General features: G+C 62.0%; 18 protein-coding genes. 6 read left to right on the top strand and 12 right to left on the bottom strand.

The features are described 5' to 3' along the window. Nucleotides 1–29: 29 nt before the first annotated feature. The 8 genes from OKW98_RS13690 to OKW98_RS13655 all read right to left on the bottom strand — a co-directional run bounded on the left by OKW98_RS13690 (nt 30) and on the right by OKW98_RS13655 (nt 7,678). Nucleotides 30–1,970 carry a response regulator gene (locus tag OKW98_RS13690; protein WP_265385217.1) on the bottom strand — a complete coding sequence of 647 codons (1,941 nt, stop codon included), beginning with the start codon at nt 1,968–1,970 and terminating at the stop codon, nt 30–32. Then, nucleotides 1,960–2,859, bottom strand: coding sequence for a sensor histidine kinase (locus OKW98_RS13685; RefSeq protein ID WP_265385216.1), 900 nt, complete (start codon nt 2,857–2,859; stop codon nt 1,960–1,962). The genes OKW98_RS13690 and OKW98_RS13685 overlap by 11 nt, the downstream gene beginning before the upstream one ends. Next, nucleotides 2,852–3,877 carry an ATP-binding protein gene (locus OKW98_RS13680; protein ID WP_265385215.1) on the bottom strand — a complete coding sequence of 342 codons (1,026 nt, stop codon included), beginning with the start codon at nt 3,875–3,877 and terminating at the stop codon, nt 2,852–2,854. Before OKW98_RS13680 ends, OKW98_RS13685 begins: the two co-directional genes overlap by 8 nt. Then, on the bottom strand, nt 3,868–4,272 hold the full coding sequence (locus tag OKW98_RS13675; RefSeq protein WP_265385214.1) for an anti-sigma regulatory factor: 405 nt from the start codon (nt 4,270–4,272) through the stop codon (nt 3,868–3,870). Before OKW98_RS13675 ends, OKW98_RS13680 begins: the two co-directional genes overlap by 10 nt. Further along, entirely contained in the window at nt 4,269–4,631 is a 363-nt protein-coding gene (locus OKW98_RS13670; protein ID WP_037010489.1) for an STAS domain-containing protein, read from the bottom strand. Before OKW98_RS13670 ends, OKW98_RS13675 begins: the two co-directional genes overlap by 4 nt. Before the next feature lie 4 nt (nt 4,632–4,635). After that, nucleotides 4,636–5,487, bottom strand: coding sequence for an STAS domain-containing protein (locus OKW98_RS13665; RefSeq protein WP_265385213.1), 852 nt, complete (start codon nt 5,485–5,487; stop codon nt 4,636–4,638). Nucleotides 5,488–5,754: 267 nt separating this feature from the next. Beyond that, nucleotides 5,755–6,306: a hypothetical protein gene (locus tag OKW98_RS13660; protein ID WP_416148467.1), complete on the bottom strand. Its 552-nt coding sequence runs from the start codon at nt 6,304–6,306 to the stop codon at nt 5,755–5,757. A 250-nt stretch (nt 6,307–6,556) separates the two neighbouring features. Further along, on the bottom strand, nt 6,557–7,678 hold the full coding sequence (locus tag OKW98_RS13655; RefSeq protein WP_265385212.1) for a DUF1615 domain-containing protein: 1,122 nt from the start codon (nt 7,676–7,678) through the stop codon (nt 6,557–6,559). A 385-nt stretch (nt 7,679–8,063) separates the two neighbouring features. On the opposite strand from OKW98_RS13655, the gene OKW98_RS13650 reads away from it, so the two are divergent. The 5 genes from OKW98_RS13650 to OKW98_RS13630 all read left to right on the top strand — a co-directional run bounded on the left by OKW98_RS13650 (nt 8,064) and on the right by OKW98_RS13630 (nt 12,683). Further along, nucleotides 8,064–8,609 (top strand): cysteine hydrolase family protein, encoded by a 546-nt coding sequence (locus tag OKW98_RS13650; RefSeq protein ID WP_265385211.1) that lies wholly within the window; start codon nt 8,064–8,066, stop codon nt 8,607–8,609. Nucleotides 8,610–8,623: 14 nt separating this feature from the next. Continuing rightward, nucleotides 8,624–9,577, top strand: a complete 954-nt coding sequence (locus OKW98_RS13645; RefSeq protein ID WP_265385210.1) for a 2-hydroxyacid dehydrogenase — start codon at nt 8,624–8,626, stop codon at nt 9,575–9,577. Between the two features lie 244 nt (nt 9,578–9,821). Next, entirely contained in the window at nt 9,822–10,466 is a 645-nt protein-coding gene (locus OKW98_RS13640; protein ID WP_265385209.1) for an HAD family hydrolase, read from the top strand. A gap of 82 nt (nt 10,467–10,548) precedes the next feature. After that, entirely contained in the window at nt 10,549–11,769 is a 1,221-nt protein-coding gene (locus OKW98_RS13635; RefSeq protein WP_265385208.1) for a putative DNA modification/repair radical SAM protein, read from the top strand. Next, nucleotides 11,766–12,683, top strand: a complete 918-nt coding sequence (locus OKW98_RS13630) for a TIGR03915 family putative DNA repair protein (protein WP_265385207.1) — start codon at nt 11,766–11,768, stop codon at nt 12,681–12,683. The genes OKW98_RS13635 and OKW98_RS13630 overlap by 4 nt, the downstream gene beginning before the upstream one ends. 37 nt (nt 12,684–12,720) lie before the next feature. On the opposite strand, the gene OKW98_RS13625 is transcribed toward OKW98_RS13630, so the two are convergent. From OKW98_RS13625 to OKW98_RS13610, 4 genes are all read right to left on the bottom strand, one after another. Then, on the bottom strand, nt 12,721–15,561 hold the full coding sequence (locus OKW98_RS13625; protein WP_265385206.1) for a type VI secretion system tip protein VgrG: 2,841 nt from the start codon (nt 15,559–15,561) through the stop codon (nt 12,721–12,723). 500 nt (nt 15,562–16,061) lie between these two features. Continuing rightward, entirely contained in the window at nt 16,062–17,411 is a 1,350-nt protein-coding gene (locus OKW98_RS13620; RefSeq protein ID WP_265385205.1) for an APC family permease, read from the bottom strand. 442 nt (nt 17,412–17,853) lie between these two features. Beyond that, complete coding sequence (locus OKW98_RS13615; RefSeq protein ID WP_265385204.1) at nt 17,854–18,078, bottom strand: DUF6555 family protein; 225 nt, start codon at nt 18,076–18,078, stop codon at nt 17,854–17,856. A 731-nt stretch (nt 18,079–18,809) separates the two neighbouring features. Beyond that, entirely contained in the window at nt 18,810–19,142 is a 333-nt protein-coding gene (locus tag OKW98_RS13610) for a hypothetical protein (protein ID WP_265385203.1), read from the bottom strand. Between the two features lie 212 nt (nt 19,143–19,354). On the opposite strand from OKW98_RS13610, the gene OKW98_RS13605 reads away from it, so the two are divergent. Next, nucleotides 19,355–21,310, top strand: coding sequence for a putative bifunctional diguanylate cyclase/phosphodiesterase (locus tag OKW98_RS13605; protein WP_265385202.1), 1,956 nt, complete (start codon nt 19,355–19,357; stop codon nt 21,308–21,310). Nucleotides 21,311–21,374 lie beyond the last annotated feature (64 nt).

Below are 21,374 nucleotides of genomic sequence, written 5' to 3'. Positions count from 1 at the left end.
TGATTAGCGAAAAAAACCATCCATTCACATCAGGCATCCAGCATGGCGCGCACCTTCGACAGAAACTCCACCAGCTGAAACGGCTTGAGAATCATGTCCATGCGCTCACCGAGAAAATCCTGGCGGTTGAGCGCGTTCTCGGCATAACCGGTCATGAACAGCACCGGCAGGTCAGGACGCCACCCGCGACCGCGCTGGGCGACCTCGCGGCCATTCATCTCGGGCATGCCCACGTCGGTGAGCAACAGGTCGATGGTGCCGTCGTGCTCAAGGCACGACAGCGCCGTGCCGACGTCGGCGACCGGGGTGCAGCGGTACCCGGCATCGGTGAGCACTTCATTGACGAACATGCGCACCGACGCCGTGTCTTCGACGATGAGCACGTGCTCCCCTGCCCCCTGCGCCGCAACGGCAGCGGGCGGCTGGGGTTCGACGCTCTGCTCGTCCGCCGCCGGCAACATCAACGTCACTTCGGTGCCGTGGCCGACGACGCTGCGAATCTGCACGTCGCCGCCCGACTGCCGGGCGAAACCGTAGATGGTCGACAGGCCCAGGCCAGTGCCCTGGCCGATCGGCTTGGTGGTAAAGAACGGGTCGAACACCTTGTCGATCAAGTGGTGCTCGATGCCGAGGCCGTCATCGCGCACGGTCAGGGCGATGTACGCCCCATCCGCCATACGCGAATGGCCTTGGGAATAGGTTTCGAAGGTGCTGATCCAGATATTGCCGCCCGACGGCATGGCGTCACGGGCGTTGATCACCAGATTAAGCAGGGCGCTTTCCAGCTGGCCCGCGTCGACCATCGCCACGGCGCTGCGCGAGGTCAGCTCCAGTCTCAGGCAGATGCCTTTGCCGATGGTGCGGCCCAGCAGGTCCTCAAGGGAACGCACGTACTGGTTGACGTCCGAAGCGCGCGTGTCGAGGGGCTGCTGGCGGGCGAACGCCAGCAGACGATGGGTCAGTGCCGAGGCGCTTTTTGCCGACGCCAGGGCGGCATCGGCATAGGCCATGACCTTTTCCGTGCGGCCGTCTTCCGTGCGTTTCTTGATCAGCTCAAGCCCGGTGACGATACCCGTCAAGAGGTTATTGAAGTCGTGGGCGATGCCGCCGGTGAGTTTGCCGATGGCGTCCATTTTCTGCGCTTGCAGCAGTTGCTCTTCGGTCCGCGCCCGCTCGGCGACTTCATGGGCCAACCGGGTGTTGACCGAGTCCAGTTGCTGCAGGTGCGACTGCTCGCGGCGGCGGTGCTCGGTGACGTCCTCAATGAAGACCAGGCTCATGCCGCTGATCCTGTACGGCGACACCTGCCATTCGGTGTCGCGCGTTTCACCCTTGACCCGCATGCTCAGGGTGCCCATCCAGCGCTCGCCCGCTTCCAGCGCTTCACGCAGCCCGTCCAGCGCCGAACCCTGGTCTTCGCTGAAGCTGCGCAGCACCGACCCCTCATCGGCGCCTTGACCGAGCAGCTGGGCAAAGGCGTGGTTGGCCTCGTGGACTTTCAGGCTGCCGTCCATGACCGCAATCGGCGCCGAGACGTTGGCGAATATCTCGCGAAAACGCTCCTCGCTGTCGCGCAGCGCGTACTCGGTGTCACGCACCCGCAGCAACGTGCGCAGGGTGGCGAGCAGCACGTCGGGGTCGACCGGGTGCACCAGATAGGCGTCCGCGCCGGCTTCCAGGCCGGTCACGATATCGCCGGTCTGAATCGACGCCGCCGACACATGCACCACCGGCAACAGCGCCGTGCGGGGCGCTGCGCGCAACTGGCGAACAATGTCGAAGCCGCTCATGTCCGGCAAGTTGACGTCGAGGATCAGCGCGTCGGGGAGTCGCTCGGCGATCAGCGCCAGGCCTTCGGTTCCGGTGCCGGCTTCGGACACCAAAAAGCCCTGACGTTCCATGCGCCGACGCAGAGCGTAGCGGGTCGCGGTGTTGTCATCGACGATCAGCAGCCGGGTTTCAGGCTTCATCGGCAGGCCCCTGGGCCAGGGCCAACGGGATCACCACATAAAAGGTCGAGCCCACGCCGGGTTCACTGTCCACGCCAACCCGGCCACCGAGCAATTCGGCGAAGCGTTTGCACAGCGACAGGCCCAACCCTGTCCCGCGCAGGCGTTTTTGCAGCGGCGAGTCGACCTGAGTGAAATCTTCGAACAGCGCGCCATGCAGTTCCGAGGGAATGCCGATGCCGGTGTCGGTCACCGCAAAGCGAACCGAGTCATCGGACTCCAGCCGCGCCGAGACGCGCACTTCGCCGCGCTGGGTGAATTTCAGGGAGTTGGAAATGAAGTTGCGTAGAATCTGCGCCAGCTTCTGGTCATCGGTGTAGAGCCTCGGCAGACCCGTCGGCTCTTCGAAGATCAGGTCAACGGCCGAGGTGTCGACGATAGGCCGGAACATGCCGCGCAGGGCCGAAAACAGATCGAACATGTCGAACCACGCCGGCGAAATACTGATGCGTCCGGCTTCTATCTTCGCTAGGTCCAGCAGGTCGTCGACCATGTCGCTCAGCTCACGGGCGGCGGTGCTGACGAAGGCGACCTGCTTATGCTGTTCAGGGCTCAGGGGGCCGTCCAGCTCATCGGACAGCAGGCTGGCAATGCTCAGGATCGAGCCCAGCGGCGTGCGGAATTCGTGGCTCATGTATGACAGGAAGCGACTCTTGAGGTCCGACGCCTCGCGCAGCTGGTCGGCCTGATCTTCAAGCTCGGCGTACAGGGCCAGCACGCCCTGATTGGTTTCATCCAGTTCTGAACGCAGCGACTCGGCTTCAGCGCGCAAGCGTTCAAGCTCCAGCCGGGTCTCGACGTCGAGCACGGCGGCACCCTCGAGGGTCCCACGGGCGTTGTTGTCAGTCATTGAACGTCTCCAGAGCCATCACCAATACCGTCACATCGTCCGTGCCACGGCTGTAATCGCGGTGCAATACCGCTGCAATGATTGCCGGGTGTCTGTACATCAGACCGGGGTAATCGCGAAGATTCCAACGCGATTGCAGGCCGTCGCTGAACATAATCAACAACTGCCCGGTGCAGTCGGCGTAGTCGATCGGGGCAACCTTGCGGTATTGCAAGCCGACGATCCCGGGGTGCGATGGAATGCCACGGTTTTTGTCATCGCCGATCAGGGTCGCGCCGATGTTACCGATGCCGGTAAAACGCAGCTTGCCTGTCGCGCCGTCGAACTGCACCAGCGCTGCGGCGCCGCCACGGCTGCCACGCATGTCGAAGTGCAGGTCGTCCAGCAGCGCGCCGGGGTCGGCAAAAGGGTTGCGAATGAACGCCCGAGCACCGGCCATGCCGGCTTCTTCGGCTTCCGGGCCGTGACCGAGGCCGTCGATCATCATGATCGACACCTGCTGCCCCTTGACCGCGACTTCCCAGACATCGCCGCAGGCCGGGTCATCGTGCAGCGACTGCTGGGTGATGCCCATGGGCAGGTCTTTGACGATCGCTTTGCGCGGAAAGAACCGCGCCAGCAGCACGCTGCCGCGCGGGTCGCTGTGCACGTCGAAAACCTGTGCCTGACGCAGCACCGAACCCAGGCCGATACCTTGGGTGCCACGGCTGGAGAAGCCATCAGCCATGCAGTTCTGCACGTCAAAACCCTTGCCCCGGTCGATGGCAATGATCTCGACGCCCGCCACGCCACCCGAGACGTCGCCCGGCAGCAGGCGCACATGCAGCTCGCCATGCTGCGCGTGCTTGATGATATTGCTGGCCAGCTCGGTCACCACCAGCGCGACGCGGCCGCAATCGGTCTCGTCAAAACCCGCCTGCTCGGCGAGTCGCTGCACCGTGCGCCGGGCATGGCCCACCTGGCTGACATCCTCCACCGACAACACCTGGGTCAGGTGGCTGTGCAGGTTCACGTCCATTTGCAGATCGTCACGCGCGTGCCCGCACCGGGTGCGGTGTCCAGCTCGAAATCATCCACCAGCCGCTTGGCGCCGGTCAGGCCCAGGCCAAGGCCGCCGCCGGAGGTCCAGCCGTCGGTCATCGCCAGCTTGAGGTCGGGAATACCGGGGCCTTCGTCGCGAAAGGTCAGGCGCAGGCCGACGCGCAGGCCGTCTTCGATGATCTGCCAGTCCATGTCACCGCCGCCGCCGTAGACCATGGTGTTGCGCGCCAGCTCGCTGACCGCCGTGACCAGCTTGGTCAGGTCGATCAGGCGCAGGCCGCATTCCTGAGCCAGCTTGCGCGCGGTCTGCCGGGCCAACACGACATCCTGCTCGATGCGGATGGGCTGAGTGCCGCTGCTGCGCACGGTCATTGGGAATAGGCTCGCTCACGCAGCAGCTTCATGCCGCGCTCGACGTTCAGCGCCGTGCTGACGCCGGGCAGGGTCATGCCCAGTTCCACCAGGGTGATCGCCACGGCGGGCTGCATGCCGACCAGCACGGTTTCAGCGTCCATGATCCGCGACAGGCCGGAGATCATGCCGATCATCCGGCCGATGAACGAATCGACCATGTCCAGCGCGGAGATGTCGATCAGCACGCCACGCGCCGAGGTGCGGCTGATGCGTTCGGACAAATCATCCTGCAGCGTCAGCGCCAGTTGGTCGTGCATGTCTACCTGGATGGTCACGAGCAGAAAGTCGCCCATCTGCAGAATCGGGATGCGCTCCATGGGCTCATACCGCCTTGGTGAGTGTGACGCCGAGACGGCGCAGGGCCAGCGCGAGGGCATCGGCCAGATTGGCTTTGGTCACGACGCCTTGCAGGTCCAGACCCAGGTGCACGATGGTCTGGGCAATCTGCGGACGCACGCCGCTGATGATGCAATCGGCGCCCATCAGGCGGATCGCCGTGACGGTCTTGAGCAGGTGCTGGGCAACCAGGGTGTCGACGGTCGGCACGCCTGTGATGTCGATGATGGCAATTTCCGCGCCGGTGTCGACGATGCGCTGCAACAGCGATTCCATGACCACTTGGGTGCGTTGCGAATCCAGCGTGCCGATCATCGGCAGCGCCAGAACGCCGTCCCACAGTTTGACCACCGGCGTGGACAGCTCGAGCAGTTCTTCCTGCTGACGCTTGATCACCGCTTCACGGGACTTCTGATAGGTGCGGATGGTGTGCAGACCCAGACCATCGAGCAGTTCCGACATCTGCAGCACTTGCTCGGCAATCAGCAACGGCTGGTCGGCGAAGGCATTTTGCAGTTGGGTGAAAAGCGGGCCCTTGAGGGCGAAGATGAAGCTGGCGGTCTGCTGGGAATCCTGACCGGCCAGCGCGCGCTGGCTGGACAGTTTTTCCAGGAAGTGGCGAACGTCATCCCACTCGGCGGTGGTGATATTGGCAGAGCCACCCTTCTCCAGCGTCGAGGTCAGCAGGCGCAGGAAGTCGGCGACTTGCTGGCGGATTTCCTCGGGCTTGAGATTGCGCGTTGCGCCGCTGGCTTCCAGGTCGGCGTGCCACTGAACGGCCAGCTGGGCTTCGGAGCGCTTGAGGGCGTCAACGGTGATTTGTTGCAGTGCTGCCATGAGGGTGGCTCCAGTGAGTGCAGGTCGAGAATTAGAATGAGTCGACGTGAGCAGGCCTGTGAAATATGCGAAAGGGTCAAAAAAACGGCGCAGAATGTTGCGCGGCAGTTTGTTGCAAGGTGTGGACCAAGAAGCTGTCTGGCCCATGGGATGGCAGCCGCTGCAACCCGCGCGAACCGGGCACACGAAATACGCCTGCCGCCTTTGGGTGTCAAGGTAACATCACCCCGCTGCCCATGTTTCTTTAGCCAGTTAACTGCCGGCGCCTTAAAACACGCTGCCGACGACCTGCACGTAGATCGAAAACGCCCCCAGCAAAAACCAGAACACCGTGAACAGCCACGGCGTGCGCATGGAAAACATCAGGGACTTGCGATAGCCCTTCTCGCTGGATTCATGCTCGCTGAACAAGGGCGAGTCGTCATAGGCAAGTCCCATGGCGGGCTGGCTGCTGAGCAACTGGGCCTGCTTGAAATGCCAGTGATCGATGATCTCGTACGCCGCGCGGATGCCCGGCCAGGCGTGCATGGAGCTGATCAGTCCGAGCAATGTCAGAAACGGCGGCACCACCAGCGTGAACAGCTTGCCCCACTCTGGATTGAGGTTGGCCATCGACGAGGCGAAGGCGATCACCAGAAAGGACTGCGCGGACAGGTAGGCGTTGGTGCGGTTGGAGAGGATGGTCGTTTCGTACTGGATTTCATTGCGGTAGAAATTCAGCCGGTCTTTTGGCGAGCCGAACAGCATGGCGTCGGCCACCTGATCACTCGCCGCCTGCTCTTCGACGGGCGGGTTGCTGCTGGTGATGATGATCGGTATTTCGGTGTCACGGCTCACAACGGTGCCTCCTGCAAAGTGAAAGGCGGCGCAGGCATCACCTGCGACGCACCTCTATTTCTGAATAAGTGATCCGCCCCGGGGTGCCCGGAACTGGACGAACGGCGTGGGAGGTCATGACCCCGTTCGCGGCTAAAGCCGGTCCTGCAAGTGCGGCGGTGTTTCAGTGGGACCGACGTTTGCTGCCTTTGTGGGACCGGCTTTAGCCGGGAAGCTTTTATGGATCGCACCCTCACTTCAAAGAACCCGACGCCCGCGCCATGCAGCGAACCCGCCGCTCTTCCACCCGCTGCGCGAACCAGGCCGTGGTCAGCGTGCGGGTGATCTTGGGGCTTTCCAGCACGATGCCCGGCAAAATAGCCCTGGGCAGCGGTTTGCCGGCGGCCTTGTCGCCCATGGCGAAAATCTTCGCGTACAGCTTGGTGTCTTCGAATCCCAGTGTTTCGCCCTTCTCCAACTGGCTGCGGATGGTCGTATTACGCATATCCAGCCGCGGGTAAAGGCTGCGCACCGCCAGCTCGGTCTGCCCCAGCGCCGGGCCGAAACCGTAGCTGATCAGGTCGCCATCCAACGCCAGACGCTTGCCGGACACCCGCGCCAGTGCGCTCTGAAACGCCGCATTGCGACTGGCGTACCAGCCGGCGTTGAAGTCGGCGAAGCGATACAGCGGCTTGTCGTAGCTGACCGGATAACCCAGCAAGTGGGCGATGCCGAAGTACATGCCGCCACGACGGCTGAACACTTCATGGCGAATGGAACCCTCGACCGGATACGGATAATCCCGGGCCTGCCGCTCGGCAAATTCGATGCTGACCTGCATGGGTCCGGCGGTGTGCACCGGGTTGAAGTTGCCGAACAGGGTCCGGCCCAGGGGGACCATGCCGATAAAGTCATCGAAAATCACGCTCAGGTCTTTTTCCGTGCGGGCGGCACTGAGGCGTTCACTGTAGGTTTTGCCCGTTGAGGAGCGGATGTCCAACGCGCTGCGCACCAACAGATTGGGGATGTGCGCCTTGCTGGCGCGGCGGTCGATTTCGTCCTGGGCGATCTTGCCCATGCCGGGGACGGCCGGATCGACTTGAAAATTCGACTCCTGCTCGGTCACGGCCAGCACGGAACAAAGGTTTTCAACGCTTGGGTTGATGTTCTGTGCTTCGAAGGCGCGCTGAATGTCTTGGGCCCAGCCTTGCCGGTCGGCGACGCTGGCGGGCAATAACCGCACAATTTCACGGCGTACCACCGAGGGGTCTGGCGCGGGTTCCTGGCTGCGTTGCGAGCTGCAGCCGGCAATCAGCGTCAGCAGGATCAGGCTGGCTAGGGCATGGAGGTGGCGGCTGATTCCATTCACGGGCATGTCTTCTCGTTGGTGACTCAACTAAGGTGGCGGCTTATGGACATCGACAAGCGCCGCTGATTCAAACGGGGCCGGTTGTGGTTCCTAAAGTGGGACTTGCTCTGACCTCAATTGCTCTGACCTCAATTGCAGGACCGGCTTCAGCCGGGAAAGCGTCGGGCGTCACGCCGCAAATTGATGTCGCACACGCTGGCCTCTTCCCGGCTAAAGCCGGTCCCACTGTCACTCCGAGTAGCCGGTTCCACTGTCACACTGCGTGCCCTCAACAGGACCGGCTTCAGCCGGGAAGACGGTGCTTGAGCGTACGATGCTGTCGTTGCTCGCCGCTCTGTTCAGGTGGTAATACTCTGTCCACACCCGACAACCCATGAACAAGGAAGGCTTTATGTCCACCACAGCGCTCATCGTAGTTGATATCCAGAATGACTACTTTCCCGGCGGAAAATGGCCGCTGGTTGGCGCCGACGCCGCCGCTGACAACGCCGCCAAGGTGATTCAGGCCGCCCGGGAGGCCGGGGATTTCGTTGTTTACATCCGCCACGAGGCCGGCAGCGCCGACGCCCCCTTCTTCGCCCCCGGCTCCGATGGCGCCAAGCTGCACCCCAAAGTCCTCAACCTTGAGGCTGAGCCGGTGGTGCTCAAGCATTTCCCCAACGCGTTTCGTGAAACCGGGCTGCAGGCGCTGCTTCAGGACAAGGGCGTCGAGCAGTTGGTGATCATCGGCGCCATGAGCCACATGTGCATCGACGCCACCACCCGCGCGGCGGCAGACCTCGGTTACACCGTCAAAGTGATTCATGACGCGTGCGCCAGCCGCGACCTGGAGTTCGAAGGCAGTGTGGTGCCTGCGGCCCATGTGCACGCCGCATTCATGTCCGCGCTGGGCTTTGCCTATGCCGAAGTACTGAGTACCGAAACGTATCTGGCCTGATAAAGGAGAAAACAATGAGCGAAAAGAAAGCCGACATTCTGGTCTGGGGCCCGATGCATGCCTCGCTGATGCACAATCTTGAGCGCGATTACAGCGTGCACAAACTCGCCGACATCACGGACATCGACGCCTGGGCCAACCAGCACGGGGACAAGGTGCGCGGCGTCGTTACCAGCGGCGTGTTTGGCACCGACAACGCCATCCTTGACCGCCTGCCGAACCTGGAAGTGGTCAACAGCTTCGGCGTCGGCTATGACGCCGTCGACACTCATTACCTGGCCAGCCGTGGCATCAAGCTGAGCAACACCCCCGACGTGCTCAACAACGCCGTCGCCGAAACCGCCATGGCGCTGATGCTCTGCGTCTCGCGCCGCATCAGCGAAGCGGAGCGCTTCGTGCGGGCCGGCCAGTGGCCCGACGGTAAATTCCCCCTCGGCAATGACCTCTGCGGCAAGACCTGCGGCATCGTCGGCCTGGGCAAGATCGGCAAGACCATCGCCAAACGCGCCGCCGCGTTCGAGATGAACATCGCCTATTTCCGCCGTGGTCGGGCCTATGATGATGTGCTCTACCCGCATTACGACAACCTTGAGCACTTGGCCCAGGACTCGGACTACCTGATCGTCATCGTCCCCGGCGGTCCCGACACCCAGCACCTGATCGACGCCCAAGTGCTCCGGGCGCTGGGCCCCAAATCGTTCCTGATCAACGTCGCCCGCGGTACGGTTGTCGATGAGAAGGCGCTGGTGGCCTCACTGCTGGCCTCGGAAATCGCCGGCGCCGGTCTCGACGTGTTCGACGATGAGCCCAACGTGCCGGCCGAGCTGTTGAAGCTGGACAACGTGGTGCTTACGCCGCACATCGGCTCGGGGACCTACGAAACGCGCCAGGCCATGGCCGATCTGGTGTTCGCCAACGTCAGTGGTCATTTCGAAAAAGGGATGCTGGTCACGCCGGTCGAGCTGTAACCGGCGCTTCACGTGCAGGCCCGACGATGTATCCGTCGGCCTGCTCGCATGGCCATTCAAAGCACTACACACCCGCCCCATGGACGGGATGCGCCGTACCGTAAGTCAGCGCCCGAACATCGACGCCAACTTTTCTGGATAATGCCGGTCGAACGGCCCCTACCCGGATTCCAGACATCTGCACACGCATTCCGATCAAGCAACCTGATCGAGCAACCCGATCGAGAAAGAAGGAGAGCCCTGTTTGAATATTGCCGGCGTCATTTTTGACTGCGACGGAACCCTGGTTGACAGCGAACGGCTGGCCGCCGGCCTGCTGCGCGACATCCTCAACACGCACCAGGTTTTGCTCAGCGTCGACGAAGTACTGCAACGTTTCCGTGGCGTGCAGTTCGCACTGTGCCTGGAAGGCCTGTGCCGCGATTATCCATGGCTGCCCGGCGACGACATCGAGACGGAATTCCGCACGCGCACGTTGCCACTGCTGCAGGAACAGCTGGAAGAAATGCCCGGCGCGGTCGAGTTCGTGCGCAGCCTCTCGCTGCCCAAATGCGTGGCGTCCAACGGCCCGCGCAGCAAGATCGAAACCTGCCTGAGCACCGTCGGCCTGCTGGACGTGTTCCACGGCCTGATCGTCAGCGCCTATGAAGTGCAATCGTGGAAACCGTCCCCGATCCTGATCGAACACGCCGCAGAATTGCTGGGCCTGCCGCCCACTCAGTGCCTGTTGGTGGAAGACAGCATTCCGGGCGTCGAGGCCGGACTGGGTGCCGGCGCGCAAGTGGCGGGTTATGGCGACACGGATTTTTCGGCGTTCATGGGCAACGCCAACTTCCATCGCGTCAAAGATTTTGGCGAATTGAAGGCATTGGTACAGCGCATCAGTTGATCGACCCGCCATCCATCCGATCGGCCCTTGTTGATCCCCTGCTAACTCGATACTGTACATAAAAACAGTATCGAGAAAATCCATGCAGCTGATCGACAAGCTGAGCATCCTCGCCGACGCCGCCAAGTACGACGCTTCCTGCGCCAGCAGCGCCGCGCCCAAACGCAGTTCCGAAGGCAAATCCGGCCTCGGTTCGAGCACCGGCATGGGCATCTGCCACAGCTACACCCCGGACGGGCGCTGCGTCTCGCTGCTGAAAATCCTCCTCACCAATTTCTGTCTGTACGACTGCCAGTACTGCGTCAATCGCCGTTCCAGCGACGTGCCGCGCGCACGCTTCAGTCCGGAGGAAGTGGTCACCCTGACCATGGATTTCTACCGCCGCAACTGCGTCAGCGGCCTGTTTCTCAGCTCCGGGATCATCCGCTCGGCGGACTACACCATGGAGCAGCTGATCCGCGTGGCCAAGTTGCTGCGTGAAGACCACGAATTCCGTGGCTACATCCACCTCAAGACCATCCCCGAAGCCGACCCTGCGCTGATCGAAGAAGCCGGCCGCTACGCCGATCGCCTGAGCGTCAACATCGAGCTGCCGACCCAGTTGGGCCTGCAAACCCTGGCCCCGGAAAAGGAAATGGGCTCGATCAAGCAGGCCATGCAGACGATCTACACCGGTCAGCAGACGGTACTCAACGAGCCGAGAGCGCCGAAATTCACCCCCGCCGGGCAAAGCACGCAAATGATTGTGGGCGCTGACGACACCGATGACAGCACCATCCTGCACACCGCCGAATCGCTGTACGGCGATTTCCGCCTCAAGCGCGTCTACTACTCGGCGTTCAGCCCGATTCCCAACAGCCCGAAAAGCGTGCCCCACGCCGCGCCGCCGTTGATGCGCGAGCACCGTTTGTATCAGGCCGACTTCCTGCTGCGCAGCTATGGCTACAGCGCCAACGAGTTGCTGCAAGGCCCGGGGCATCTGGCCCTGGACATTGACCCGAAGCTGGCCTGGGCGCTGGAGCATCGCGACATCTTTCCGCTGGACCTCAACCGCGCGGAGCCGGCGATGATCGCGCGAATCCCCGGCATCGGCCTTCGTACCACCAAACGTCTGGTCGAGCTGCGCCGCCAACGTCGCATTCGTTATGAAGACCTGACCCGGCTGCGCTGCGTGCTGGCCAAGGCCAAACCGTTCATCATCACCAGCGACTACCATCCGCGTCAGGCCGAAAGCTCGAGCATCGATTTGCGCGAGCAGCTGCGCGACAAACCCCAGCCGCAGCAAATGGCATTGTGGGGATGATCATTCTCGATTGCGCCGATTCCTTCGACACCTGGCGGCAGCAGGCACGCTGGCTGCTGAGCCATCAGATCAACCCGGATCAGGTCAACTGGAGCGTGCAGCAGGACGCCGACCTGTTCGCCAGCGACACGGATTACCCTGACGAACCCGGTCCGTTTCGCGCGCGCATTCCATTGGAGCTACTGGAGCTGCTGCAAAACGCATCGCAATTCTGCGGTGATCAACGCTGGACTCTGTTGTACGAAGTGCTCTGGCGGATCAGCCACGGTGATCGCACGGCCATGATGGCCGGCGACAAACTGGGCAGCGAACTGCACCGGCGCTTGAAACAGGTCAGCCGCGAAGCCCATCACCTGCATGCGTTCCTGCGTTTCGTGGCGCTGCCGGTGATCGACAATGCCGAAGACATCGCGGCCAAGGCGGCATTGCTGGAGATGAGCTGCCTGCCGGAATACGTCGCCTGGCACGAACCCGCCCACGACATTCTGCGCACCGCCAGCGAGCATTTCATCGGGCGCATGGGTCGTCATCGCTGGATGATCGCAACCCCTAAAGACGGTGTGTTTTATGACGGCGAACAGCTGATTTATCAGCCGGTGTGCCCGCAGGCGTGGCAGGCGCTGGCGCGCAACGCCGATGATCCCCACGGCAATCTGTGGCTGACTTACTACAGCCACATTTTCAATCCGGCGCGGCTCAATCCGAAAGTCATGCAGGGCCATCTGCCGGCGCGATTCTGGAAAAATCTGCCGGAGGGGCCGTTGATTCCGGCATTGATCAGCGAGGCGCGCACCGGCGGGCAGCGTGATGGTCAGGCGCGGGAGATCGCCGAGCGGCGCGGCAAAGTCATTCGTGGCAAACCCGCGCCCTCTCCTGAGGCTGACACGGGCGTCCGTCTCCCGATAAGTGACTGACTCGCCGGGCATCGCTCGCTCCCCTCAATGCCCGCGCTTATGACGGCTTCTCGCTGGCCAGCAGATCCGGCAGCTCAAGCATGCTCTGGTCCACCGTCGGCACGGGCAGGTTCGCAAGCTTCGCGCTTTTGATCACCCCAGTCAGAAGGCTTGAAACGATCGGCACAGCGGCAGTCGCCAGCGCCGGCAAAACCGAACCCGCCGCCCCAGCGTCAACCGCGGTCGTCATCACTTGCGCAACATCCCAGTTCTTGCTCGGCAGCCCCTCAGTCACCGCCGCCTCTAACTGCGCCGGAAGATCCCCCTCACTCGGCGGCGTGGCCGGCCATTCGGGTTTGCCGATGACGCTGCCGTCGGTCCAGGTATCGGCCGGGTCCTTGCCGAAGGCCACCCTCCCCGGCCCCGGCGCGGCACCGGGAACGGTGGCGAAACCTTTGCCGTCGAGGGCGCCTTTGAGGCGATTGCCCAGCGCATCGATCACCTCAAAACCGCCGCCCTGAACGCCTTGCTGCCCCGCGTACTGGTTGAACAACTGAAGGTCGCCCTCACCCGGTTCCGGTGGCTCGGGGAACACGCCCGCGAGGTTTTTCGCCGAGGTGTAGGCAAAATTGGCGGCGTGTGCGGTGTACGGGCCGGTGGTGACGTGGGTAATGCCGGCGGCGTTGTAGGTCGTGGCGCTGCCGCCGCCCTGAATCACCAGCTCTGTTTTCGCGGTCAGAGTGATGCGCTCGGCGTTGGCGGTGATGTTGAGTTTGGCCAGCAGGTTAATGCTGTCCTTCAGGGCGCGCACGTCGATGTCGCCGGACGCCGCGACCAGACGCCAGCCGAGGCTTTGCACAAACAGGCGCATGCCCTGGCTGGCGCTGGCCAAGAGGCGTTTACCCACGGACAAGCTGGTGTGCCCCGTGCTGCTCAACGCCAGGTGCTCACCGGTGGCGATGTGGCTTGAACGCGGCGTGGTCAGGGCAATGCCGGCCGGGCTGGCAAGGACCAGATGCGGTTCGGTAAATTCGGGAAATTCGTTGGCGCTTTTAGTTGCCGGGCCGCTGCCGAGCACCCCCTGATGCTGGGCGTGCAGGGCTTTGGCGACGTCATCCTGATCCCCCGGTTCCTGGGCCTGCAGCTCCTTGGCTTGCAGCGCAAAGCCGTCCTGCTGATCGGCGGCAGTGGCCAGGCGTTCGGCAGTTTCCGGCAGGTCCTTGTGGTGCTTCGATTCGTTGGGACGCGGCTCGGTGGTGATCAACAAGCCAGCGGCCGCGCGTACGGCGCCGTGGCGGTCGGTGCGCAGCTCGAAACCTTCGCCCCGGGGCTGGCCGCCGGCGGGCCGCGGATGGGTCAGGTAGCCAAGGTTGATGGCACTGGCGCCATGATCGCTGCGCAGGGCAATGCTGATCTCGCTGGTGGTGTCGTCGATGCGTAATTCGTTGGCGCGGCTGCCCTTGTATTCCTTGCTCTTGACCGTGGCCACGGTCTTGAAATCGGGCAGCTTGTACGGCGGCAAATGGGCGCCGTGGTACAGGCAACCGGTGATAAGGGGCTGGTCGGGGTCGCCTTCGAGGAAGGTGATCAGGACTTCCATGCCGACCCGTGGCAGGTTGATCGCACCGAAGTTCTGGCTAGCCCAGTTCGAGGCCACGCGCATCCAGCAGCTGGTCTTGTCGTTGTGCTGGCCTTCACGGTCCCAGAAAAACTGCACCTTCACCCGGCCATGCTGATCGCAGTAAATCTCTTCGCCTTCAGGACCGGTGACCACGGCGCTTTGTGTGCCCAGCACCTTCGGTTTCGGATGCTCCAGCGGTGGCCGGTAGTGCACGTCCCACGGGGTGGCGCTGAAACGGTTGCGATAGCCCTGATGGAAATCGCTTTTCAGGTCAGTGACGTCACTGGTGATCACTTCTTCAAGCACCTGCGGCTGCTTGCCCTCGTGGAAGACCTCGGTCAGCAGCCACAGGTCATTCCATACCGGGTTGGCGTGTCCGGTCAGGGCGAGAAAATGACCGCTGACCAGCCGGGGCTGATCGCTGCTGCCTTCGGCCAGGCGATAGTCACTGCGGTGGCGCTCCAGGGCGCGATTGGCCAGGTGCCGGCCACGTTCGCGATCGGCGAAACGGCCGGGGTAGTCGTAATCTTCCAGGTCCGGGACGGCCGCACTTGCGGCGCTGCTTTCGAGCTGGAACTTGGGCTTGGTGAAGTCGTAATCACGCCGCGTGGTGCGACTGGTGCGGGTGTTCATGCGCAGGCCGAAGCGCTTGATCACCTGGGCGTCGGCGACCAGTCCCGTGTCCTGTTGATAGAGCACCGGCGCCAGTTTCGGGAACACCGTCTGGTCGTCTCCGAACACCAGCAGATGGCCCTTGGCGCTGTGCTGGAAGTGGAAGTGAATGCCTTCCTCTTCGCACAGGCGCTGGATGAAATGCAGGTCAGATTCGTCGTACTGCACGCAGTAGACGCGCTCGGGGTAGGTCGCGCCGAGCTGGAACCGGTAATCGATGGCGAGAATGCCGTGCTCTTCCAGGACCTGGCTGATGATCTGCTGCACCGTCATCTGCTGGAAAATGCGCTGGTTGATCCGGTGCGCCAGGTAAGCCAGCTGCGGTCGCAGGGAAATCCGGTAGCGGGTCAGGCGTTTACCGGCATCACCCTGGGCGATGCTGTAGGCCAGTCCGTGCACGCCGGTGCCGTCCTCGGCCAGCTGTAGAAACGTCTGGGCGTGCAGCAGGCTTTCAAGGTCGAGCGCGGCCTTTTCGCTGACAAGCTCCAGCTCGAATTCAAACGGTTGGTTGAGGCGCTCCCGGCCGGTGAAAGACAGCACTTGAAACAGAGTGTCCTGCCCGTTGAGGGTCAGGCTGAATGGGGCTTGGTTGGCCGGTGCGAACATCCCTTGTTCCTTATGCGCTGTGGCGGCAGACGTCGATGCAAAGGGGACGATCAACGACTGCATGCGTGGAAGGACAACAAGCCGCCTCGCCTTTGCAGGCGTCGGCGGTGCTCTCCGCGGTCTGGACATCGCGACTGACCGGGGTTGATCGCGTATCCAGAGGACGACGGAGATATCAAGGGCCGTGCCAGAACAGGCGTAGTCCTTATGCCGCAAGGGTTTGCAGGGGATTTTTGGGGCGTAAGGGGGCGTTCGGTTAAGAATTCAGGGAAATGTGCGCAAGAAGTTGCGCAACCCTGCGCAACTTCTTGCGCACTCCTTTGCAGGCCACGAGTGGCGTGGCCTGCAAAGCGGTGAGCAGGTGGTTATCGAGGATTGACTGCGCAACTTCTTGCGCATGATGGCGATGGGGAATGACGAGGAAGTGAGGCCGGTGACAAGGTGTTCAATGGTCCGGACAGGATCGACGGCGTTGCGCCGCCGATCTTGATCGCGCCAGATCAGTACTCGGCGTCGGGGTCCGTCAGATGGGTGGTGAACGCAGGCCGCGTCCCGCCCACTCGTGCAAGGAAATACAGCGCCACCCCCACCAGCATCAGCGCACCGGCACGCAGCCAGGTTTCAGCACTCTGTTGCGTCAGCAGGATCAGGCACGACACGATCGCCAGCACCGGCACCCAGGTCGGCACGCGGAAGTGGTCAGCCTCGACCGTGTCCTTGCGCAGGACCAGCACGGCGAGGTTGGTGCTGATAAACACGAACAAGAGCAGCAGGACCACGGTTTCCGCCAGTGTTGCCAGCGAGCCGGTCAGGGTCAGAATGATCGCGACCACTGTCGTCGCGACGATGGCCACCCACGGCGTCCGCCGCTCCGGCAGCACGTTCGACAACGCGCGGGGCAGCAGGCCCTGGCGCGACATCCCGTACGCCAGACGGCTGGACATGATCATGGTCAGCAGGGCGCCATTGGCCACGGCCACCAGCGCAATAAAGGCGAACAGCTTCGATGGAATGCCGAGATGCGAGGCCTTGACCACTTCCAGCAGCGGGGCCGATGAGTGGACCAATTGCTCGATGGGCATGACCGTCGCGGCTGCGATACCGACACCCATGTAGATCGCCCCGGCGATCAGCAGCGCACCGAACAACGCGCGGGGGTAGACGGTGCGCACGTTGCGCACCTCCTCCGCCAGATTGGCCGAGGTCTCGAAGCCGACGAATGAATAAAACGCCAGCAACGCAGCGCCGAGCACGGCGAATGCAGGGTTGACGCCTTCCTTGACTTGCACGGCGCGGGACAAGTCCGCATCGCCGGAGCGGAAAAACCACGCGGCCGCGATGATCACCAGCAGCAGCCCGGACACTTCGATCACGGTCATCACCAGGTTGGCGGACAAGGACTCCTTGATGCCGCGGGCGTTAAGCAAGGCAATGACCACCAGGAAGATCAACGCCACGACATGGGGTGGCAGGTCGATGAAGGGCGCCATGTAGTCACCGGCAAACGCCAGAGACAGGCCCGCCGCGCTGGTGACCCCGGCCGCCAGCATGCAGAAGCCCACCAGAAACGAGATCAAGGGCGACTTGAATGCCTTGCCGGCAAACACGGCTGAGGCACCGGCGTGGGGGTATTTGGTGACCAGCTCGGCGTAGGAGCCGGCGGTGAGCATGGCGAAGCACAGCGCGATTAGCAGCGGCACCCAGATCGCCCCGCCCACTTCACCGGCGATCGTCCCGGCCAGGGCGTAAACCCCGGCGCCGAGTACGTCGCCGAGGATGAACAGCAAGAGCATCGGCCCGGTGACCGCGCGTTTCAGTGCCCTGCCTGGCTGAGATGGGGGAGTGTTCATGGGCTGGCTCCGACAGTGCTGGGTATGGAAGATGGTTTATGGCTGACCCGGTAAGTGGGGCGAAGTTGCGCTGGTAGGCGACTGATTCCCTGGTAGGAGACTCATTTATTTACCGTGCGTCACCGTAAATGAATTTGTCCCCAAAGGAGTGCCAGTCCCTTTTCAATGCCTGTGAGCGCACGTGAAGCAGGACCGGTATTAGCCGGGAAGAGCCAGTTTTAAGCGGCAGGATTTTTTCCCGTGATGCGATGTTTGAAGCGCATCTAAGCAGAGCTTCCCGGCTAAAGCCGGTCCTACGGGGCGCGCGGTCATTGCAGGACCGGCTTTAGCCAGGAAGGGGCCAGTATCGGCAACCGATAACTAACGGGATGCCAGGGGACTGATTCATTCACAGCGCTTCACCGTAAATGAATCAGTCCCCACTTTGCGAATCGCATCTGACTTACGCCGGCTTCCAGCTCACCGCATCTATCCCCAATCGCTCGGCCTTCGGCTTGGACAGTTTGATCGCTCTGTCGATCCGGTATTTGGGGATGTCGGCCACACCGGCGTCCACTGTCGCCCAGTGCCACGCCTCAGCGTTGTCCATTTGCTTGGCGCACACGTAGAACCAGCGTGGTTTGCCATGGAAAAGGTATTCGATGCGGTAGTGTTGGGTATGTTGCATGGTCTTGATCTCGTTCACGGGGTCGATTTCGTTGTTTGGTTTCCATCTTGGGTGGACGACTGACTCACCGCAGGGAGTAAAGCTGCAAACTAGGGATCGGCTTGTGGCGCAGCGGATCGGCTATTGATGCCGGGAGCATCACCCGCGCTACAACCCAATGCACTACTGTCCAACGTGACCAACGGCGCAAGGGTCGGGGCGAAACAGGCCAACTTCTTTTCAGGGGATAACCGCATTGAAAGTCTCCCTCATTGAAACCTCAGGCTTTCAAGGGCGGCTTCGTGCCGCGTTATAACTGGGCGATGAACCCATTGATTCAAGGGATGTGAATAAAACCGGGCGTACAGCGCGCCGGTCAAAAGTTGACCTTATGAAACCGCCGGATGTTCATCCGGGATTTCACATTTCGGGACGAGCGGCTTAACGCGTGTTAACCCGATAGTTGGAGCCCTGCACCCACCAAAAAGATGCGTTAAGTGCATCAGACGACGCAACTCATTCGTTCGAATAGGTCAAGGACGTCGACAACTAAGGTTGTGCTCCGCTCATCCGCAACTCATCAATGCTTCTCACGGTTGACTATCGAAGCCCATCGGATTAGTGGTCCGTCAGCGATGTTGGATGCCACGCAAAAATGGATATCGGAGAGCCATCATGACAACCCTGAACACCCACCCAGGCAGATTTGCGAATGACCGCCAGCAAGCATCACAGGCCGGAAAAAAAGGCAGTCAGGCGAACGGCAGCTCCACGGACTCGCCTGCTGCAATGCGCTCGGCGTGATCGCGCCCTCGTTCGAGCCCCTGCTCCACAGTCCATTCCGACCCCGGCAGCCGTTGCATGTGCTCCACCACCTTTTCTCCGTCCGCCGCATAAACACACACCAGAACCTCGACGGCATCGCCATTGGCACGCGCCCGGACTTCCAGTTGACAGCCGTTTTCCGCCGCTTCGGTATAGTGCTCATCGCTCGCCGATAGTTGCATCCACTCGTTATAAACATCGCCGCGCGCAAACATGAAGGGGTCCTTTTTCTGATAGTCATTGAAGGTGGCTAATAGCATTGACTGGGGCCACGCCGAATGATTCCAGTGAACAGGCGCTGTCGCAGCGCCGCTTGAACGCATTGCGCCTGTGACACCACCCGCGGTGCAGGGAGTCTGGCGTTACAGAAACCCATTCCCCCGCCGATATCCTGGAACAGTCCTAAAGTTCTGCAGCACTGCAAGTTGTGGGTTTACCGTTTCTTTTCATTGCGCGTGTTGGGTTCCCAGTCATGAAATTCCCGTCTCTCGATCGATTAAAAGCGCTGGTCAGCGTCCAGCAGGACAATACGCGTCTGATGGAAGCGCAATACATCGCGCTGTCCAGACAGCTGCCCATGATGTACGTCATTCTGCTGATCAACACCCTCGCGCTGGCGGCCACCCATTACGGCATCGCTCCGGTATGGCTGACCGTTTACATCCCGCTGCTGTTGACCCTGGTGGGTGCCCTGCGAGCGGTACTCTGGTGGCAGAGCCGGGGTCAGCCCATCACCACCGCGCAGATCTTCAGAAAACTCACGCGCACCAATCAGCTCACGGTGTTCATCGCGTTCGGCTTCACGATATGGGCGCTGCTGCTGTTTCCCTATGGCGACACCTACACCAAGTCCCACGTGGCTTTCTACATGGCGATCACGGTCGTCGTCTGCATCTTCTGCCTGATGCACCTGCCGTCCTCGGCAATGATGACCACTGCGGTGGTCAATATCGCCTTCGTGGCGTTTTTCGCCACCGCCGGCAACGCGACCTACACCGCCATGGCGGTCAACGTGCTCCTTGTGTCGCTGGCGATGATCGTGGTGCTGCAGAACCACTATGGCGAGTTCACCCGGCTGGTGAACATGCAGATACGCACGGAAAAGCTCAGCGATGAAAACCAACGGCTGGCCAACGAAGACAGCCTCACCGGCCTGCCCAACCGACGACAGTTTTTCAACCTGCTCGACCGTGAACTGAACCACGCCCGGCAGAACAATGCGCGGCTGGCGGTGGGGATGATCGATCTGGACGGTTTCAAGCCGATCAACGATTCCTATGGCCACGGCGTGGGCGACAAACTGTTGCGTCAGGTGGGCCAGCGACTGCGGGCGTTTGCCAGCGAGCAGTTGCACGTGGCCCGGCTGGGCGGCGATGAGTTCGGGCTGATCATCGTCAGGGCCGACGACGAAAGCGAGCTGATCAAACAAGGCCAGTCGCTGTGTCGCACCATGCGCCAGCCCTTCGTGATCGGCGATATTCAGGTCAGCATCAGCGCCTCCATGGGCCTGGTGGTGTTCCCCGACCTGGCGAGCACCTCGACGGAGGCCTACGAATTCGCCGATTACGCCCTCTACACCAGCAAGCGCGAAACACCCGGCGAGCTGTGCATGTTCTCTTCCAGCCAGCATCAGCGCCTCAAGCGCGACGTGCTCACCGAGCAGGGCCTGCGCCAGGCCAACGTCGCCGAAGAGTTCAATCTGGTGTTTCAGCCGATCGTCGACATCCGCACGTCACGCACGGTGGCGTTCGAAGCACTGGCCCGGTGGATGAGCCCGAAGCTGGGCAACGTCGCGCCAGGGCAATTCATCGGGGTGGCCGAGCGCATCGGGTTGATGAACCGACTGACGCCAACCTTGCTTGAGAAGGCCCTGCACGCTGCGCAGTTGTGGCCTGCCGATATCAGGCTGGCATTCAACCTGTCGGCCCACGACTGCTCGTCGATGGACGCCGTCGAACAGTTGATCGAGGTGATCCGCCGCAGCGGCTTCGACGCCACCCGGCTGGACCTGGAAATCACCGAAACCGCCGTCATCAAGGACCTCGTTCAAGCGCAACGGGCGATCAACGCGTTCCGTGTACTGGGCTGCGGCATTTCCCTGGACGACTTCGGCACCGGCTACTCGAGCCTGACCCAGCTCCACGCCCTGCCGTTGACCAAGCTGAAGATCGACCGCTCGTTCATCACCGACATCCACCAGAACGCCGCGAGTTTCAAGATCGTCAAATCACTGCTGGCGCTGAGTCAGGACATGGATCTGCAATGCGTCAGCGAAGGCGTTGAAACCGAAGCGGAGCTGGAGGCGTTGCGGACCCTGGGCTGCACGCTGGTTCAGGGCTACCTGTTCTCACGCCCGATGCCCCTGAAGCAGAGCCTTGAATGGCTCGGCTCAACGCCGGGCGTGCCTGCGGCGGCGATCGTTCTGTGACAGCGTTCTGTGAAGGGAACAGCGGCGCTCATTACCGCTGACAGGATGGCAACGGACGTTGCCG

Origin of the sequence: Pseudomonas sp. KU26590, assembly GCF_026153515.1 — a bacterium.
Lineage (GTDB): Bacteria > Pseudomonadota > Gammaproteobacteria > Pseudomonadales > Pseudomonadaceae > Aquipseudomonas.
Note: the sequence above shows the minus strand (reverse complement) of the source record. Positions and strands in the feature narration are given on the sequence as shown.

Excerpts from the sequence above, each read along its gene's own strand:
- OKW98_RS13690 (WP_265385217.1), bottom strand. The coding sequence starts at position 1,970 with ATGAAGCCTGAAACCCGGCTGCTGATCGTCGATGACAACACCGCGACC.
- OKW98_RS13685 (WP_265385216.1), bottom strand. The coding sequence starts at position 2,859 with ATGACTGACAACAACGCCCGTGGGACCCTCGAGGGTGCCGCCGTGCTC.
- OKW98_RS13680 (WP_265385215.1), bottom strand. The coding sequence starts at position 3,877 with ATGGACGTGAACCTGCACAGCCACCTGACCCAGGTGTTGTCGGTGGAG.
- OKW98_RS13675 (WP_265385214.1), bottom strand. The coding sequence starts at position 4,272 with ATGACCGTGCGCAGCAGCGGCACTCAGCCCATCCGCATCGAGCAGGAT.
- OKW98_RS13670 (WP_037010489.1), bottom strand. The coding sequence starts at position 4,631 with ATGGAGCGCATCCCGATTCTGCAGATGGGCGACTTTCTGCTCGTGACC.
- OKW98_RS13665 (WP_265385213.1), bottom strand. The coding sequence starts at position 5,487 with ATGGCAGCACTGCAACAAATCACCGTTGACGCCCTCAAGCGCTCCGAA.
- OKW98_RS13655 (WP_265385212.1), bottom strand. The coding sequence starts at position 7,678 with ATGCCCGTGAATGGAATCAGCCGCCACCTCCATGCCCTAGCCAGCCTG.
- OKW98_RS13650 (WP_265385211.1), top strand. The coding sequence starts at position 8,064 with ATGTCCACCACAGCGCTCATCGTAGTTGATATCCAGAATGACTACTTT.
- OKW98_RS13645 (WP_265385210.1), top strand. The coding sequence starts at position 8,624 with ATGAGCGAAAAGAAAGCCGACATTCTGGTCTGGGGCCCGATGCATGCC.
- OKW98_RS13635 (WP_265385208.1), top strand. The coding sequence starts at position 10,549 with ATGCAGCTGATCGACAAGCTGAGCATCCTCGCCGACGCCGCCAAGTAC.
- OKW98_RS13630 (WP_265385207.1), top strand. The coding sequence starts at position 11,766 with ATGATCATTCTCGATTGCGCCGATTCCTTCGACACCTGGCGGCAGCAG.
- OKW98_RS13625 (WP_265385206.1), bottom strand. The coding sequence starts at position 15,561 with ATGTTCGCACCGGCCAACCAAGCCCCATTCAGCCTGACCCTCAACGGG.
- OKW98_RS13620 (WP_265385205.1), bottom strand. The coding sequence starts at position 17,411 with ATGAACACTCCCCCATCTCAGCCAGGCAGGGCACTGAAACGCGCGGTC.
- OKW98_RS13615 (WP_265385204.1), bottom strand. The coding sequence starts at position 18,078 with ATGCAACATACCCAACACTACCGCATCGAATACCTTTTCCATGGCAAA.
- OKW98_RS13610 (WP_265385203.1), bottom strand. The coding sequence starts at position 19,142 with ATGCTATTAGCCACCTTCAATGACTATCAGAAAAAGGACCCCTTCATG.
- OKW98_RS13605 (WP_265385202.1), top strand. The coding sequence starts at position 19,355 with ATGAAATTCCCGTCTCTCGATCGATTAAAAGCGCTGGTCAGCGTCCAG.